Below are 16,353 nucleotides of genomic sequence, written 5' to 3' on the forward strand. Positions count from 1 at the left end.
TTAAAATTATTTATCCGGCAGTTATCTTAACTGTATTTTTAACTTTAGTACGATATACAGGCTTATATATTTTTATAGCAATAATAATTTACTTTATATGTTATACAATTAAATATAAGCTCTTCGATAAACTTATATATAAAAATTATTTTTATTATTTGTTATTTTCATCTTTAGGAATATGTATATATTTAATCTATAATTACCTGGAATTTGGAAGTTTTTTTGGCGAGCATATAAGATCATCTCCCTCATTAGATAGCCTATGGAAACATACATTAGATAATTTATTAGGTGTTGTAAATGTTGTTAATCCTATATTTTCAATTAAAATACTGGAACCGGCGTCGGTAATAATTTTTTTAATGATAGGTATATTGTTAATAGATTTATTCTTTCTAATATCCTATATATGGTTTTATCGAATGCCTTTTAAAGGTAAGGTTACCACATTTCATCAATTATTACTGACAATAGGATGTGTATATCTCATTTTAATGTTTATTTCAGAATTTACACAAGGAATAGAATCATTAAACACAAGAATGTTGGCCCCGGCATCTTTTTGTTTTTGTTTTTCATTTTTAATATTATTTTTTAAAACTTATTCCAACAAATTGCATTATATTTTTATGTTAAGTATTTTATCGTTAGCAATAAATATAATATATCAACTGAAATCGCCTGTAAATTACCTTTCTTATAGATCAAAAGTGATAAAAATTTTAAAAGAAAGAAAAAATCTAAAATATTTTTTAAATGATACGGGTAAAGATCATGTTTCCATATATAAAATTCCATTACTTAATAAAAAATTTGAATACTTTCATCCTTATTTACAATCCGGTTATATAAATTCTAATATTGTAAGATCAATTAATCCTGATATACAATCCATTCAAAAAGACAATTCAATTACAAATAAAAGTTTAATATTATACAATTCCGAAATAAAATGATAATTCTAGGAGCAACTTCAGACATCTCTCAAGCATTTATTAATAAATTATTATCTGAAAATATAAACAAGTATCCCAAAATATATTTAATAACTTCAAACCCGGAAGAAACCCAACGATTATCAAAGCATATTTTAATTAAGTTTAAACAAGATTCCGAAATTATAAATTTTGATTTAACTAAAGATGTTGATTATTCTGTATTTGATTCTATTGATTCAGATTTATTATTTTGTGCGACAGGTTTTTTAGGAAAAAATACAGAAGCGGGATTATATGATGAATATAATACACAAAGAATTCTTGAAATAAATTATTCTAAACTTGTACCATTAGTAAATTATTTTGCTCAAAAATTTGAAAATAAAAAATCAGGAACTATCATCGGATTATCATCTGTTGCCGGACTTCGGGGTAGGCAAAGTAATTTTATTTACGGGAGTTCTAAAGCCGGATTTATGGTTTATTTAGACGGTTTGCGTAATTATCTTTATCATAAAAATGTTCATGTTATGACCGTTCTTCCCGGATTTATGGATACCAAAATGACTTTGGGAATGGCATTACCCAAACTCCTAACCGCTTCACCGCAACAAGCCGCAGACATTATTTATAAAGCATATAAGAAGAAAAAAAATAAAATTTATATAACGGGCATCTGGAGATATATAATGCTAATTGTAAGGAATATTCCGGAATTTATATTTAAAAAATTAAAGATGTAATATAATACACTTTTAAAACAAATGCTAAACAAATCATATTTTCAATGGATGAAAAAAAATTATATCTTTTTGACTTTGATGGAACGTTAACAAACAAAGATACTTTATTTGATTTTTTACAATTTTCTTTTCCTCATAAATACAAAAAAGTCTTTATTAAATTTATTCCTTTATTTATATTGGTAAGATTTAAAATATTCGATGCAGGAAAAATTAAGCAAAAATTTATCTCTCAATTTTTAAAAGGTAAAACACGTTCAGAATTAGAAGAATTTGCTCAATATTATTTTGAAAGTAGGAAAAATACTATTATCAGGCCCAAGGCATTGGAATACATAAGAGCGTTATCAAGAGAACCCAATAAATATATCGTCACAGCTTCCTTAGATCTATGGGTTAAACCTTTTGCAAAATATTTAGGATTACGTTTGATTTCTACAGAAGCAGAATATATTGATGGAGTTTTTACCGGTAAATTTGCTACACCCAATTGTAATTATAAGCAGAAAGTAGTTAGAATAATTAGTGAAATACAATTAGCCCATTATTCCAAAATATACGCATTTGGAGATAGTAAAGGAGATAAAAATATGTTAGAACTTGCGACAGATCCTTTTTATCGTCATTTTGAATAAAAATGTAGAAAGTTCAGAAGAAAAAATCTACTAGTAAAATTCCTGATTTAATCTGATATTCTGTATATTTTTATAAGTTTATAATAACTCCAATAGAACCATGGCTGCCTAGCTCTGCAAATGCACCAAATTTATCATCGAAGAAATACCGATACCCAATATGTGCACCTATACCAAAACCGTCATTTCTTCCTCCTATATTTATTCCGGGATATAAGTCCATAGTATGAGGAAGGTCTAAGAGGTCATTTAAATGAAAATTAGCCCGTCCATAAATAAAAAAATTATCATCATCTGCGCTCCAATAAAAATCGGTACCCCCACCAATGGAAAGCCAATCCATTATTCCGTAATCATAAGTAGCAGTAATTCCGGTTCCATATCCGAAAGCATTAATTCCTAACTGTACTTTTTGGTCTCCAATACCACTAAAACTCTGAGCATGAGTAAAAGAAATCAGCCCTAAAAAATAAAAAAGTACTATTAATTTTTTCATTATATATGGTTCAGGTTATTCATCTATTTCTAAGATATCGTTGATAAATGAGCAAGATACTTTAAATCGTAAGGGTTCTTCTTGAGTAATAAAATCTTCACAATAGCCTTGCCATATAAGTTTTAAATTACCCTGTTCATCTTTACCGAATTTCAATTCATTATTGTCAGTTTCCAAATCCTCTTCATCATTTAAATTCAGATTTGTATAATATAATTCTTCTGCTTCGCCATTTTCATTTTCTTTTTCTTCATACGAAGGTATTTGAAAAGATTTTCCGCAAAGTTGCTGTATAGTTTTTACTGGAATTTCGAAATCTTCAATGGAAAAAGACACTTGCGGGTATTCATTTTGATATGAGTCTTCTTCTACGTGATCTAAATCATCATCTGATTCTATTTCAACTACTAATGTATTTTTCTTGTTTAGAAAAACAACCTTACAAAAACATTTCCTGATGTGATACACTAAGGTTTCATCAGGATGATAAAACTTAATAAGCCCTTTCATCTATTTGTTATATAACGTGTTGCAAAAATATATATTGTGTTATTTTTAAAATATTTACTTAAAATAAAAACTATTTTATTCAATTCCTTTAAGGATAAAATATGATTTTTTTCCTCTTTGAAGTAAAACGTATTTTCCTTGAATTAAATTTGATTCATTAATAATAAAATCATCGTTAACTTTTTCTTGATTAACAGAAATTGATTTTTCCTTAAGAGCTCTTTTAGCTTCATTTTTTGAAGATAAAAAACCGCTTATTTCTGATAATGCATCAAGAATTGAAATTCCGTTTTTAAGAATATTTAAAGAAACTTCTTTTTGCGGAACCCCTTCGAATAAAGATAAAAAAGTAGTTTCATCTAAAGATAGGAAATCTTCCTTAGTTGATTTTCCAAACAAAATAGAGGAAGCTTTTATGACCTTATCCGTTTCTTCCTTACCATGAACCCAACGGGTAACTTCTTCAGCTAATTTTTTTTGTAAAATCCTAAGGGATGGGTTTTCATTATGATTTCTAATTAATAGTTCAATTTCTTCCTTGGAAAGGAATGTATATATTTTTATATATTTTTCAGCATCAATATCTGTTATATTTAACCAGAATTGATAAAATTTAAAAACGGAAGTTCTATTTACATCTAACCAAACATTTTCACCTCCCTCACTTTTACCGAATTTAGTACCATTAGCCTTTGTAGTTAGTGGACAAGTTAAAGCAAAAGCTTCTTCACCGATTTTTTTTCTAATTAGCTCAGTTCCTGTAGTCAAATTTCCCCATTGATCGGAACCACCCATTTGAAGTTTAACTCCTTTTTCTTTGTATAAATGATAAAAATCAAAACCTTGTAAAAGTTGATATGTAAATTCTGTAAAAGACATACCCTCTTGATATTCACCGTTTAATCTTTTTTTGACGGAATCTTTAGCCATCATATAATTAACGGTTATGTGCTTTCCAATATCACGGGCAAAGTCTAAAAAAGTAACATCCTTCATCCAGTCATAATTATTAACCAGTATGGCAGAATTTGACTTGTTACTGTCAAAGTCTAAAAATCGTTCTAATTGAGATTTTATTCCTAAAATGTGCTTTTGTAAAGTTTCACTATCCAGTAAATTACGCTCTGCGCTTTTTCCGGATGGATCGCCGATCATACCTGTGGAACCACCCACTAAAGCAACAGGCTTATGACCATGTCTTTGAAAATGAACTAAAAGTAAGATAGGCACCAGGCTTCCTACATGAAGAGAATCTGCAGTCGGATCAAAACCAATATAACCCAGCGTCATTTCCGTATTTAATTGTTCTTCTGTTCCCGGGATTATATTATGAATTAATCCCCTCCAAGTTAACTCTTCAATAAAAGAATTCATATGTTAGATTTTTCAACAGGCAAATTTATAATTTTTCGATGAATATGTTCCATTTATAAGCATAAATTATACTTTTTTTACGGTTTTAACTAAACAAATTAAATATATATTATAATATTTAATATCACATTGGTTTACTTATAATGAATACCCATGAGCCGCTGTATATTCAGAAAAGAAGGCGTAAAAACTATTTATTGTATTTTTGATCCAAAAAAAATGAGAATGTTATTTGTAGATAATAAAAACAATTACAATCCCGAAATTAATTTAGCTATTGAAGAGTATCTTGTAATGAACTTGCCAATTGAGGAAGATTCATATCTTCTTTTCTATATAAATGATCCTTCCATAATCATAGGAAAACACCAAAACACTATAGAAGAAATCAATACAGAATATGTAGAAGAAAAAAACATAAAAGTTGTTAGGAGGTTATCGGGAGGAGGAGCTGTGTATCATGATAGAGGTAATTTAAATTTTAGTTTTATTACCAAAAATGATGGTAATAGTTTTTCAAATTATCAAAAATATTTACATCCGGTACTAGAAGCATTGAAGCAAATGGGAGTCAATGCGGAAATTAAGGGAAGGAATGACATAGTAGTAGAAGGAAAGAAAATAAGCGGAAATGCTCAATTTGCCACTAACAAAAGAATGTTTACCCATGGAACACTATTATTCAACAGCAACATGGATGAAGTTGTTAACTCTTTAAAGGTAAGAAAAGATAAAATTGAATCGAAAGGAATTAAATCAATCAGAAGCAGAGTAGCCAATATATCTGATTTTGTCACAACAGATTTAACCATAGAAGAATTTAGAGATAAATTACTACTTTCAATTTTTAATGTAGATAAAACAGAAGATGTCAATAAATATGAATTGACGGAAAAAGATTGGGAACAAATAAATAAAATTTCACATCAAAGGTATTCAAATTGGGATTGGAATTACGGACGTTCTCCCAAATTTTATATGGAAAGAAGTCAACGGTTTCCAATAGGTTCCATTGATTTAAAATTAAATGTAGAAGAAGGAAACATTACTGCAATTAAGATATATGGAGATTTTTTCGGAGTGGGAGACCTTGATGATATAGAGAACAGATTATTAGGAAAAAAATACACAAAAGCTTCCGTTGCCGATTCATTAAAAGATATTGATCTATCAACATATTTTGGGAAAATCACACTTGATGAATTTCTTACCTTAATATATTGATAAGTCGGGGATCTTAGAGAAATGTATAATTCTATATATTTTGACACAATTATTATCCAATTCAGGATGCGTTAAATCTATCATATAATTAGTGTATTTTTGTAAAAAGTTAAAAAATAGAAGAAAAACAGATGAAAAATTGGATTGAGGCCGCTAGATTAAGAACGTTACCGCTTTCATTAAGTGGAATCATTTTAGGAGGATTACTTGCCAAATGGAAAGGGAATTTTGATGGAATTATTTTTGGACTTTCTTGTCTTACAACCATATTATTTCAAATATTGTCCAATTTTGCCAATGATTATGGAGATGGAACCAAAGGAACCGATAATGAGTTACGAGTTGGTCCGGTTCGTGCTATTCAATCGGGAGCTATTACACAACAATCCATGTTTCGTGCAATTTTAATTACTGTATTTCTATCCCTACTTTCTTCAATAGTTCTGCTTTGGTATGCTTTTATCCCCAATTATAAAAGTGAATTTTTTATATTCATTGGTTTGGGAATTGCTTGTGTATTGGCGGCTATATTTTATACTATGGGAAAAAAGCCCTACGGATATATGGGATTAGGGGATTTTTTTGTTTTCATTTTTTTTGGATGGGTTTCTGTTTTAGGAAGTGAATTTCTTTATACAAAGTCTTTTACTTGGGATAATTTGCTTCCCGCCTCTGCAATTGGCTTATTTAGTGTAGCCGTTTTGAATCTAAATAATATGAGAGACATTGAATCGGATAGAATCAGTCATAAAAAAACGCTGGCATTACGATTAGGATTTCAAAATGCTAAGTATTATCAAATGGTACTAATGAATCTTCCTTTTATTCTTTGTCTCATTTTCCTGTTAATACATCAGAAAGAATTTGTTATAAAATTAGATAGTTGGTCATCATTAAAACCATTTTTATTCTTTATACTATTTATTCCGAACACTATAGTACGCAGAAAAATTCTTTACACCCAAAACCCCAAAGATTTAGATTTATACTTAAAACCTACAGCATTGTTAGCCTTATGTTTTTCCGTTTTCTTTGGAATGGGATTAAGCCTTTAAAAAAAACTATACATGAAAAATAACATAAAACACATATTCTTTGATCTTGATAATACACTTTGGGATACGGATAAAAATTCAAAGTTAACTCTTAAAAATATTTATGAAAATTTAAAAATTGAAGAAAAGTATCAATTACAATTTTCAGATTTTTATACAAGTTATTACAACAGGAATGAAAATCTATGGTCCTTATATAGGCAAGATAAGGTAAGCAAAGCAGATATATTGGAGAAAAGATTCAAAGATACGTTTTTGGAATTTCATATAAATGACCCTGAAATTTGGAATTATTTTAATGCCAATTTTTTAACTCAGATCATGGAAAACAATAATCTAATCGAGTATGCAGAGGAAATTTTGAAATATCTAAAAACAAAAGGTTATCAATTGCATGTTGTTTCCAATGGCTTTATAATACAAACCGAACAAAAAGTTCAAGAAACTTGTATTAAAGATTATATAACCACCCTAACCAGCGGAGAAGAAATAAATAAAAGAAAGCCGGCTAAAGAAGTATTTGAATTAGGTCTTAAAAAAGCCCATGCATTAGTGAATGAATCCGCGTTTATCGGGGATGATTGGGAGGCAGATGTACTAGGTTCTCAAAGAATAGGGATGTATCCGGTCTATTTTAATTACAAAAAAGAAGATCATTATAAAAATGCAGAAATTCCGATAATTAAAAATTTGTTAGAATTAAAAAATATCTTTTAAATAGATTAAATAGATATTATGATTGAGGTTTATACAGACGGAGCTTCTTCTGGAAATCCGGGAAAAGGAGGGTATGGCATAATAATGAAGCTGAAAGGAACTTCATATGAAAAAAACTTTTCAGAAGGATTTCGCTTAACTACCAACAATAGAATGGAATTATTGGCTGTGATTATTGCTTTGGAAAAAATTAATAAACCCGATCAAGAAGTTGAAATATATTCTGATTCAAAATATGTAGTCGATGCCATTAATAATAAATGGATTTATGGCTGGGAGAAAAAAAGATTTGAAAAAGTAAAAAATCCGGATCTATGGATTCGATTTATTAAAATTTACAGAAAACATAAAGTGACCTTCCACTGGGTAAAGGGGCATCATGGGCATTTTTACAATGAAAAGGCGGATCAGTTGGCAACTGCTGCAGCTAAAGGAGAAAATCTGTCCATTGATATGGGATATGAAAATCTTATATCAGACAATAAAAATATTTTTTAATTAAATAGTCTAAACCATTTGAAAAAATAATTTGTTAATAAATTAGTAAATAACGTGTTAAAAAAATGTTCATAATTTTATAAATTAGCACAAAGATTATTAAAAAATAAGATATATGAAAAGTAAAATGGTAATCTATGTGTTCGGGTTGATGTTTTTTTCATTTATTACATCTTGTGTATCTTACGAGGCAACTTCTTCATATAAAAAATCAAAACATCCTCATTCGAAAAGATATACTTATAATTCCAATAAAACAAATAAACATATTTCAAAATCAAAACCATCGCATAAATCACCCCATATTTCAAAACCGATAAAGAGAGATTCGAATTTAGAATCAAAAAAATACGGAGTTCATAAAAATATAAAATCTACGGATGTTATTTTGGTTTTGAAAGAAGCAGAAAAATATAAAGGGACTCCTTATAAATATGGAGGAAATACTTTCAGTGGCATAGATTGTTCCGGTTTAGTTTGCAATGCTTACCAAAGAATAGATGTAAAATTACCAAGACGTTCCATAGATATGTCTAATGCAGGAAAAGATGTAAGTATCTCTCGAATAAAAGAAGGCGATTTATTATTTTTTAATACAGGGGGGAGCTCAATAAATCATGTAGGTATAGTCTATAACATATCCGGTTCAGGCGAAATTACATTCATACATGCCTCAACATCTAAAGGGGTTATAATTAGTTCTCTCGAAGAAACTTATTGGAAAAATAAATTTAAAAAAGCACAAAGGATCCTTTAAGTTAAAGTAAAAATATTGTTTAGAATAACACGCTTGCCAGCCGGATAATTCGAAGTTTATTATATAAAAAAACCTTTTAATCATCTTAAAGATTAAAAGGTTTTATAGTATTATCATTTGGGTGAAATAAAAATCTTTACGATTTAAATTCCGCCCAATAATTTCTTAGCTATAATATTGCGCTTTAAGTTCTTTAACTTTTGCATCAGATAAATACTCATCGTAGCTCATATAGCGGTCAATGATACCTTTAGGGGTTAATTCAATGATTCTGTTACAAACAGTAGATAATAATTCATGGTCATGAGAAGAAAGTAAAATAGTACCCTTAAAATTGGTTAACGAGTTGTTAAGAGCCGTAATACTTTCTAGGTCTAAATGGTTGGTAGGCTCATCAAGAAGTAAAACATTAGCTTTAAATAACATCATTCTTGAAAACATACAACGCATTTTTTCACCTCCCGAAAGAACTTTGCAAGATTTTAAAGCTTCATCACCACTAAATAGCATTTTACCTAAAAATCCTCGGATATATTCTTCATGTCTTTCCTCATCTGTATTCACATACTGACGAAGCCAATCTACAAGGTTATCGTCCGATTGAAAATATTTTGTATTATCTAAAGGAAGGTAACTTTGCTTAGTAGTTATACCCCAAGAATAACTCCCTTTATCAGGTTCTGACTCTCCGGATAATATTTGAAAAAATTCAGTAATAGCCAAAGAATTTCTGGATAGAACGGCAACTTTATCCCCCTTTTTTAGGTTCAAGTCAATATTGCTGAATAACAATTCACCATCTTTAGTTTTTTCCAATCCTTTAACGTCCAATATTTGATCCCCGGCTTCACGTTCTTGTTCAAAAATAATTGCCGGATATCTTCTAGAAGACGGCTTGATATCTTCGATATTTAATTTTTCGATCATTTTTTTACGAGCCGTGGCTTGTTTTGCTTTAGCAACATTAGAACTAAACCTGGAAATAAACTCTTGAAGTTCTTTCTTTTTTTCCTCAGCCTTTTTGTTTTGTTGAGCTCTTTGACGGGCAGCTAATTGACTGGCCTCATACCAAAATGAATAGTTACCGGTATATAAATTTAATTTTCCGAAATCCAAATCGCAGGTATGAGTACAAACTGCATCCAAAAAGTGACGGTCGTGCGAAACAACAATTACAGTATTTTCATATCCCGCCAAGAAATCTTCTAACCAAGATATGGTTTCAATGTCTAAATCATTCGTAGGCTCATCAAGAATAAGAACATCAGGATTTCCGAATAAAGCTTGAGCAAGTAATACTCTTACTTTATCAGCATTTTCCAATTCAGACATCATTTTATAATGTGCATCGTCTTTTATTCCAAGATTAGATAATAAAGTTCCTGCATCAGATTCAGCATTCCAACCTCCCATTTCTTCATAAATAATACCTAATTCTCCCGCTTTAACTCCATCTTCATCAGAAAAATCAGGTTTGGCATATAAAGCATCCATTTCCTCCTTTATGTGGAAAAGTTTCTGATTCCCTTTAATAACCGTTTCCAGTACAGGATATGCATCATAAGCAAAGTGATTTTGTTCCAATACAGACATCCTTTTATCTGTTTCAAGGCTTACACTTCCTGTAGTCGGTTCAACATCGCCGGATAGAATTTTCAAAAATGTAGATTTTCCTGCTCCATTAGCTCCAATAATTCCATAACAGTTTCCTTTCGTAAATTTTACATTAACCTCATCAAAGAGTACTCTTTTTCCAAATTGTAAAGATAAATTTGATACTGTAAGCATATACTTTAATAAATTTGTACAAAAGTAGTAAGAAAAACTTTGATTATGAAATTTGAAAATAAAGTAAATATACTGAATAGAAAAGCTAGATTTAACTATGAATTATTGGATAAATATGAGGCAGGAATAGTTTTACATGGTACTGAGATAAAATCTATTAGATTAGGGAAAGCAAGTATTGCAGAGAGTTTTTGTCAGATTATTAATGGCGAATTATATGTAATAAATATGACCATTGACGAATATTATTACGGAACTCGTTATAATCATACAATAAAAAGGGAAAGAAAACTGTTATTACATAAAAAGGAAATTAACAAACTGTTAAGAAAAACTAAAGAAACAGGATTAACGATTGTTCCTACAAAATTGTATATCAATGAAAAAGGAATCGCGAAGATCCAAGTATATCTTGCGAAGGGAAAAAAATTATATGACAAAAGAGAAGCGATAAAAGAAAGAGAATCCAAACGAAATATTAACAGAATGGTAAAGAAATATTAATTTTTTCTTGGGAGTTAGATAATAAAAATGTTACTTTGCAACCTAAAAATTAGATTTTTATATATGAAAAAGTTCAATTTGTTACTTACAGGATTGGCTACAACGTTAGCAACTACTGTATTTGCTCAAAACATTTCGGATAAGTGGTATATCGGGATTGGAGCTCATGCGGTAGACTATACTTCTGTTCGTGGTATCTTTGACGGATATTTTGATACCGATGATTATAGTATTGTACCACCGTTGTCTAAATTAACAGTAGCTAGAAGCATAGCTAAAAACTTTGCAGTTGACTTGCAAGCTTCAATTGGAGAAATAGACAATAAAAGATTAAAAATTAAAGATGAATTCTTTGTTTTAGCAGGATTAGGTATTAGATATACCCCATTAAGTGAATCCAAATCTTTAAAATGGTTAGATCCATACGTTAGAGTAGGGGCAAATTACCACAAATATTCTTATAAAGGAATTAGAATCGTTGAAAACGATCCAACCACTCACTTAGACGCTTACGATGATGATTATAATCCTAAGAAAAATTATAAACTGGGAGGTAAATTTACCGGTCATGATAATAATTTCATATTAAATGGTGGAGTAGGTATTAACTTCTGGTTTACAAAAAACTTTGGTATAAATCTAGAGTCTCAATATAACTGGGCAACAGCATATTCTAAAGATTATATAAATTTCTTCCAACATTCTGCATCGATTATATTTAAATTCGGAGCTAAGAAAGAAGAACCACTTCCGCCACCTCCACCGGTAGAAGCACCAAGTGATAGAGACGGAGACGGTATTCCAGACGATCAAGACAGATGTCCTGATACACCGGGATTGCCTCAATTCCAAGGATGTCCTGATACAGACGGAGATGGTATTCCGGACGACCAAGACAGATGTCCGAATGCAGCAGGACCTTCACAATTCCAAGGATGTCCTGACACAGATGGAGACGGTATTCCTGATATTGATGATGCTTGTCCAGCAGTAAAAGGACCAATTGAAAACAACGGTTGTCCTTGGGAAACTAAAGACGTTACTTTCAGACTAAAAAATATCAACTTTGAATTTAACAGTTCTAAATTAACAGCAGAGTCTTTACCATTAGTAAAAGATGCAGCTAAATTATTAAAAGACGAAAGTTTTGATGGTAAAAAATTCTTTGTAGACGGACATACCGACAGAGTAGGATCTGTAGCCGTAAACAATAGAATATCAAAACAAAGAGCACAATCTGTAGTTAACGAATTAATTAATGAAGGTATAGAAAAAGATAGATTGATAGCTAGAGGCTTTGGAAAAACAGAATTATTATGTAAACAAGCAGATATCAATACTAAAAAAGACGAAGAAGGAAATATACTATATCCTGACCAAGAATCTTGTGATAGATCTAATAGAAGAGTGGTAGTTTTAGATCAGGCAGGAGATAAAGTTTCCGTAACAAAAGAAGTGAAAATTAAGAAATAATTGATCTACAAATAAAAAAACCATCCTAATAAGGATGGTTTTTTTATATATTGGAATAGAATTTGTTTAGTAGAATAAAATAAATCATAGTAGTAAGAAATTAATATGAAAAAATTTAAATTATTGATTACAATAGGAGCTGTTATAATGGCCATTGTAACTAAAGCTCAAAATACTACAGAAAAGTGGTATGTGGGGATAGGGATGCATGCAACTGACCATACGTCAGTGCGTGGTATCTTTGACGGATATTTTGATACCGATGATTATAGTTTTTCTTTTCCATTATCAAAATTAACTGTAGCAAGAAGTATTGGTAAAAACTTTGCAGTTGATTTACAAGCTTCAATAAGTGATATGGATAACAAAAGATTAAAAATAAAAGACGAATTTTTTGTTTTAGCAGGTTTAGGTCTTAGATTTACTCCACTTAGTGAGTCAAAATCATTAAGATGGCTGGACCCATATGTGAGAGTAGGTGCCAACTATCACAAATATTCTTATAAAGGAATTAAAATTGTTGAGGATGATCCATCTACTCACTTAGACGCTTATGATGATGATTATAACTCAGATAAAAATTATAAGTTAGGAGGTAAATTTACAGGAAAGGATGATATGTTTGTAGTAAACGGAGGTGTAGGTATTAACTTTTGGTTTACCAGAAACTTTGGTTTAAACATAGAATCTCAATATAACTGGGTAACTAATCAATCAAAAGATTATTCTGACTTCTTTCAACACTCAGCATCTTTAATATTTAAATTTGGAGCTAAGAAAGAACAACCATTACCACCACCTCCGGTAGCGCCGAGCGATAGAGATGGGGACGGAATTCCAGATGATCAAGACAGATGTCCTGATACACCGGGATTACCACAATTCCAAGGATGCCCTGATACAGACGGAGACGGTATTCCTGACGATCAAGACAGATGTCCGAATGCAGCAGGACCTGCACAATTCCAAGGATGTCCTGATACAGATGGAGACGGTATCCCTGATATTGATGATGCTTGTCCAACAGTAAAAGGACCAATTGATAATAATGGTTGTCCTTGGGAAACTAAAGACGTTACATTCAAATTAAAAAATATCAACTTTGAATTTAACAGCTCTAAATTAACAGCAGAATCTTTACCATTAGTTAACGATGCTGCAAAAATGTTAAATGACGGAAGTTTTGATGGTAAAAAATTCTTTGTAGACGGACATACCGACAGAGTAGGATCTGTAGCCGTAAATAATAGAATATCAAAACAAAGAGCACAATCTGTAGTAAACGAATTAGTTAAAAACGGAGTAAGCAAAGATAGATTGATAGCAAGAGGATTCGGTAAATCAGAATTGTTATGTAAACAACAAGATATCAATGCTAAGAAAGACGATAAAGGAAATATTCTTTATCCGGATCAAGAAACTTGTGATAGAGAAAACAGAAGAGTTGTGATCTTAGATCAAACCGGTTCAAAAGTATCAATCACAGAAGAAGTTAAAGTAAAAACTCCTAGTCACAGAAGAAGATAATTTACTAAACAAACTTTTCTAATAAAAAAGTCATCCAAATTTTGGATGACTTTTTTTATTCATTATTTATAAAAGCATAATAAAATAGTACAATCATTAAATAATGATTTGTAAAAAAAATAATAGCTGAAAAAGAAATTTTAAAGATAAAAAAAAGCACATTTAAAATGTTTTTTTAATAGGGATAATACCGATTAACAAAAGCTATTTTAGTTAACTTTGTAATTAAATTATAAATAACGTGAAAATAATAGCAGTTATTCCTGCAAGATATGCAGCATCTCGTTTCCCTGCAAAGCTGATGGGTATGTTAGGGGAAAAAACAGTCATTCGGTCAACCTATGAAAATGCAATCAAAACCAATCTTTTTTCAGATGTATTTGTAGTAACTGATTCCGAAATCATTCATAATGAAATTACCAGAAACGGAGGTAAAGCCATTATGAGTAAAAAAGAACATGAGACAGGAAGTGATCGAATTGCAGAAGCTGTTGAAAATTTAGAATGCGATATCATCATAAACATACAAGGAGATGAACCTTTTGTAAAAACCGAACCGTTAGCAAGGCTAATTGAAGTATTTAAGAAAGATCAAGAAAATAAAATTGATGTTGCTACCTTGATTCGTAAAATGGACGATTGGAATTTAATTGAGGATTCTAATTATGTAAAAGTAGTTAAAGATCAAAATGACTTTGCACTATATTTTTCACGTTCAGTTATACCATATCCTCGAGAAAAGTCATTTCAGGCGGATTACTATGAGCATGTAGGTGTATATGCTTTTCGTAAACAAGCCTTACTAGATTTTGCAAAATTACCGATGTTACAAAACGAACAAGCAGAAAAGGTGGAGTGCATACGATATTTAGAATATGGCATGAAAATTAAGGTAATAGAGACTGATTTTGTAGGAGTTGAAATAGACACTCCGGAGGATTTGGAAAAAGCAAATGAAATATTAAAAAAACAGATAAACGAGAAAAAATAAAAATATGAAATTCAGAAATTTCCCAATGGTTCCCCGTGTAATTTATGGACGTGGAAGCTTTGATCAAACTTCAGAAATTATTGAAGAAAAAAGAAATAAAGATTATCCATTTATTTTTTTAGTAGATAAAGTGTTTGAAGGAAAAGAATTAGAAAAAAGAATTCCCTTAAAAGGAAAAGATAAAATTATATTTATAGATACTACTGATGAACCCAAAACCAAAGGAATTGATGCGATCAGAGATTCATTAAAAGAGGAATATGGAACTGTTTCCGGAGTTATTGGAATAGGAGGAGGAAGTGTAATGGATTCGGCAAAAGCTGTTGCAATTATGATGAATAGTGAAGGTTCTTCTTCTCAATATCAAGGGTGGGATTTAGTGAAGAATCCGGCTGTTTATCATGTAGGTATACCAACAATTAGTGGTACAGGAGCAGAAGTTTCCAGAACTTGTATATTAACCGGGCCGGAAAGAAAATTAGGTATTAATTCAGATTTTACCCCTTTTGATCAAGTTATTTTGGATCCATCTTTAGTAAAAGGAGTAGAAAAAAATCAGGCATTTTTTACCGGTATGGATTGTTATATTCATTGCATTGAGTCTTTAACAGGAACATATCTTAATGCTTTCAGTAAAAGTTACGGAGAAAAAGCATTAGAACTTTGCCAAAAAGTATATGTTCATAAATCTGAATGGGATGATGAGTCTGATGAAGATTTAATGATGGCATCTTGGCATGGAGGAATGAGCATCGCTTATTCACAAGTAGGAATTGCTCATGCGGTGAGTTACGGACTTTCTTATTTACTAGGAACTCATCATGGAGTAGGTAATTGCATTGTTTTTGACCGATTAGAAGAGTATTATCCGGAAGGAGTTAAGGAATTTAAATATATGGTTGAAAAAAATCAGATTGAAATTCCGCAAGGTGTATGCAAAGGATTGTCTGATGAACAATTCAATACTATGATAAATGTTTCTTATGGAATGGCACCGCTTTGGGAAAATGCATTAGGTAAAGATTGGCAGAAAATAATGACTAAAGAAAAATTAAGAGCACTTTACGAAGAAATGTAAATACTATTATTCGAAAAATAATAGTTCAATTAATGCAAAGAT

General features: G+C 30.5%; 17 protein-coding genes. 13 read left to right on the forward strand and 4 right to left on the reverse strand.

Features of this window, described 5'->3' with window-relative positions:
- The first annotated feature begins 158 nt into the window (after nucleotides 1–158).
- From GYM73_RS00190 to GYM73_RS00200, 3 genes are read left to right on the forward strand one after another with little or no spacing between them, the layout of a single operon-like run.
- Nucleotides 159–959: a hypothetical protein gene (locus tag GYM73_RS00190; RefSeq protein ID WP_220233764.1), complete on the forward strand. Its 801-nt coding sequence runs from the start codon at nucleotides 159–161 to the stop codon at nucleotides 957–959.
- A complete protein-coding gene (locus tag GYM73_RS00195) occupies nucleotides 956–1,684 on the forward strand; it encodes an SDR family NAD(P)-dependent oxidoreductase (protein WP_220233765.1) in 729 nt (242 codons plus the stop codon). The genes GYM73_RS00190 and GYM73_RS00195 overlap by 4 nt, the downstream gene beginning before the upstream one ends.
- A 44-nt stretch (nucleotides 1,685–1,728) precedes the next feature.
- On the forward strand, nucleotides 1,729–2,319 hold the full coding sequence (locus tag GYM73_RS00200) for an HAD-IB family hydrolase (RefSeq protein WP_220233766.1): 591 nt from the start codon (nucleotides 1,729–1,731) through the stop codon (nucleotides 2,317–2,319).
- Nucleotides 2,320–2,389: 70 nt separating this feature from the next.
- On the opposite strand, the gene GYM73_RS00205 is transcribed toward GYM73_RS00200, so the two are convergent.
- From GYM73_RS00205 to tyrS, 3 genes are all read right to left on the reverse strand, one after another.
- A complete protein-coding gene (locus GYM73_RS00205; RefSeq protein ID WP_220233767.1) occupies nucleotides 2,390–2,815 on the reverse strand; it encodes a DUF6646 family protein in 426 nt (141 codons plus the stop codon).
- A 15-nt stretch (nucleotides 2,816–2,830) separates the two neighbouring features.
- On the reverse strand, nucleotides 2,831–3,325 hold the full coding sequence (locus GYM73_RS00210; protein WP_160568630.1) for a hypothetical protein: 495 nt from the start codon (nucleotides 3,323–3,325) through the stop codon (nucleotides 2,831–2,833).
- A 75-nt stretch (nucleotides 3,326–3,400) separates the two neighbouring features.
- Nucleotides 3,401–4,699 (reverse strand): tyrosine--tRNA ligase, encoded by a 1,299-nt coding sequence (gene tyrS, locus GYM73_RS00215; RefSeq protein WP_220233768.1) that lies wholly within the window; start codon nucleotides 4,697–4,699, stop codon nucleotides 3,401–3,403.
- Nucleotides 4,700–4,852: 153 nt separating this feature from the next.
- Between tyrS and GYM73_RS00220 the strand changes: the two genes are divergently transcribed.
- The 5 genes from GYM73_RS00220 to GYM73_RS00240 all read left to right on the forward strand — a co-directional run bounded on the left by GYM73_RS00220 (nucleotide 4,853) and on the right by GYM73_RS00240 (nucleotide 8,950).
- Nucleotides 4,853–5,923 (forward strand): lipoate--protein ligase, encoded by a 1,071-nt coding sequence (locus tag GYM73_RS00220; protein WP_304511190.1) that lies wholly within the window; start codon nucleotides 4,853–4,855, stop codon nucleotides 5,921–5,923.
- 131 nt (nucleotides 5,924–6,054) lie between these two features.
- Nucleotides 6,055–6,978 (forward strand): 1,4-dihydroxy-2-naphthoate octaprenyltransferase, encoded by a 924-nt coding sequence (gene menA / locus GYM73_RS00225; RefSeq protein ID WP_220233769.1) that lies wholly within the window; start codon nucleotides 6,055–6,057, stop codon nucleotides 6,976–6,978.
- A gap of 12 nt (nucleotides 6,979–6,990) precedes the next feature.
- Complete coding sequence (locus GYM73_RS00230) at nucleotides 6,991–7,695, forward strand: HAD family hydrolase (protein ID WP_220233770.1); 705 nt, start codon at nucleotides 6,991–6,993, stop codon at nucleotides 7,693–7,695.
- Between the two features lie 15 nt (nucleotides 7,696–7,710).
- A complete protein-coding gene (rnhA, locus tag GYM73_RS00235; RefSeq protein ID WP_220234331.1) occupies nucleotides 7,711–8,193 on the forward strand; it encodes a ribonuclease HI in 483 nt (160 codons plus the stop codon).
- 115 nt (nucleotides 8,194–8,308) lie between these two features.
- Entirely contained in the window at nucleotides 8,309–8,950 is a 642-nt protein-coding gene (locus GYM73_RS00240; protein ID WP_255490341.1) for a C40 family peptidase, read from the forward strand.
- A gap of 165 nt (nucleotides 8,951–9,115) precedes the next feature.
- Here the strand turns inward: GYM73_RS00240 and GYM73_RS00245 are convergent, their stop codons facing one another.
- The gene (locus GYM73_RS00245; RefSeq protein ID WP_160542542.1) at nucleotides 9,116–10,738 is read right to left on the reverse strand and encodes an ABC-F family ATP-binding cassette domain-containing protein; all 1,623 of its coding nucleotides are present in this window, start codon (nucleotides 10,736–10,738) and stop codon (nucleotides 9,116–9,118) included.
- Between the two features lie 45 nt (nucleotides 10,739–10,783).
- On the opposite strand from GYM73_RS00245, the gene smpB reads away from it, so the two are divergent.
- The 5 genes from smpB to GYM73_RS00270 all read left to right on the forward strand — a co-directional run bounded on the left by smpB (nucleotide 10,784) and on the right by GYM73_RS00270 (nucleotide 16,311).
- Nucleotides 10,784–11,242 carry an SsrA-binding protein SmpB gene (gene smpB, locus GYM73_RS00250; protein WP_105296380.1) on the forward strand — a complete coding sequence of 153 codons (459 nt, stop codon included), beginning with the start codon at nucleotides 10,784–10,786 and terminating at the stop codon, nucleotides 11,240–11,242.
- A gap of 63 nt (nucleotides 11,243–11,305) precedes the next feature.
- On the forward strand, nucleotides 11,306–12,715 hold the full coding sequence (locus GYM73_RS00255) for an OmpA family protein (protein WP_160542541.1): 1,410 nt from the start codon (nucleotides 11,306–11,308) through the stop codon (nucleotides 12,713–12,715).
- A 105-nt stretch (nucleotides 12,716–12,820) separates the two neighbouring features.
- The gene (locus GYM73_RS00260) at nucleotides 12,821–14,242 is read left to right on the forward strand and encodes an OmpA family protein (protein WP_220233771.1); all 1,422 of its coding nucleotides are present in this window, start codon (nucleotides 12,821–12,823) and stop codon (nucleotides 14,240–14,242) included.
- A gap of 241 nt (nucleotides 14,243–14,483) precedes the next feature.
- Nucleotides 14,484–15,233, forward strand: a complete 750-nt coding sequence (gene kdsB / locus GYM73_RS00265) for a 3-deoxy-manno-octulosonate cytidylyltransferase (protein ID WP_220233772.1) — start codon at nucleotides 14,484–14,486, stop codon at nucleotides 15,231–15,233.
- Between the two features lie 4 nt (nucleotides 15,234–15,237).
- Entirely contained in the window at nucleotides 15,238–16,311 is a 1,074-nt protein-coding gene (locus GYM73_RS00270) for an iron-containing alcohol dehydrogenase family protein (RefSeq protein ID WP_160542538.1), read from the forward strand.
- The last annotated feature ends 42 nt before the right edge of the window (nucleotides 16,312–16,353 follow it).

The organism is Apibacter sp. ESL0432 (genome assembly GCF_019469225.1).
Taxonomy (GTDB): Bacteria; Bacteroidota; Bacteroidia; order Flavobacteriales; family Weeksellaceae; genus Apibacter.

Coding starts and splice junctions, on each gene's coding strand:
- GYM73_RS00195 (WP_220233765.1), top strand. CDS start 956: ATGATAATTCTAGGAGCAACTTCAGACATCTCTCAAGCATTTATTAAT.
- GYM73_RS00200 (WP_220233766.1), top strand. CDS start 1,729: ATGGATGAAAAAAAATTATATCTTTTTGACTTTGATGGAACGTTAACA.
- GYM73_RS00205 (WP_220233767.1), bottom strand. CDS start 2,815: ATGAAAAAATTAATAGTACTTTTTTATTTTTTAGGGCTGATTTCTTTT.
- GYM73_RS00210 (WP_160568630.1), bottom strand. CDS start 3,325: ATGAAAGGGCTTATTAAGTTTTATCATCCTGATGAAACCTTAGTGTAT.
- tyrS (WP_220233768.1), bottom strand. CDS start 4,699: ATGAATTCTTTTATTGAAGAGTTAACTTGGAGGGGATTAATTCATAAT.
- GYM73_RS00220 (WP_304511190.1), top strand. CDS start 4,853: ATGAGCCGCTGTATATTCAGAAAAGAAGGCGTAAAAACTATTTATTGT.
- menA (WP_220233769.1), top strand. CDS start 6,055: ATGAAAAATTGGATTGAGGCCGCTAGATTAAGAACGTTACCGCTTTCA.
- GYM73_RS00230 (WP_220233770.1), top strand. CDS start 6,991: ATGAAAAATAACATAAAACACATATTCTTTGATCTTGATAATACACTT.
- GYM73_RS00240 (WP_255490341.1), top strand. CDS start 8,309: ATGAAAAGTAAAATGGTAATCTATGTGTTCGGGTTGATGTTTTTTTCA.
- GYM73_RS00245 (WP_160542542.1), bottom strand. CDS start 10,738: ATGCTTACAGTATCAAATTTATCTTTACAATTTGGAAAAAGAGTACTC.
- smpB (WP_105296380.1), top strand. CDS start 10,784: ATGAAATTTGAAAATAAAGTAAATATACTGAATAGAAAAGCTAGATTT.
- GYM73_RS00255 (WP_160542541.1), top strand. CDS start 11,306: ATGAAAAAGTTCAATTTGTTACTTACAGGATTGGCTACAACGTTAGCA.
- GYM73_RS00260 (WP_220233771.1), top strand. CDS start 12,821: ATGAAAAAATTTAAATTATTGATTACAATAGGAGCTGTTATAATGGCC.
- GYM73_RS00270 (WP_160542538.1), top strand. CDS start 15,238: ATGAAATTCAGAAATTTCCCAATGGTTCCCCGTGTAATTTATGGACGT.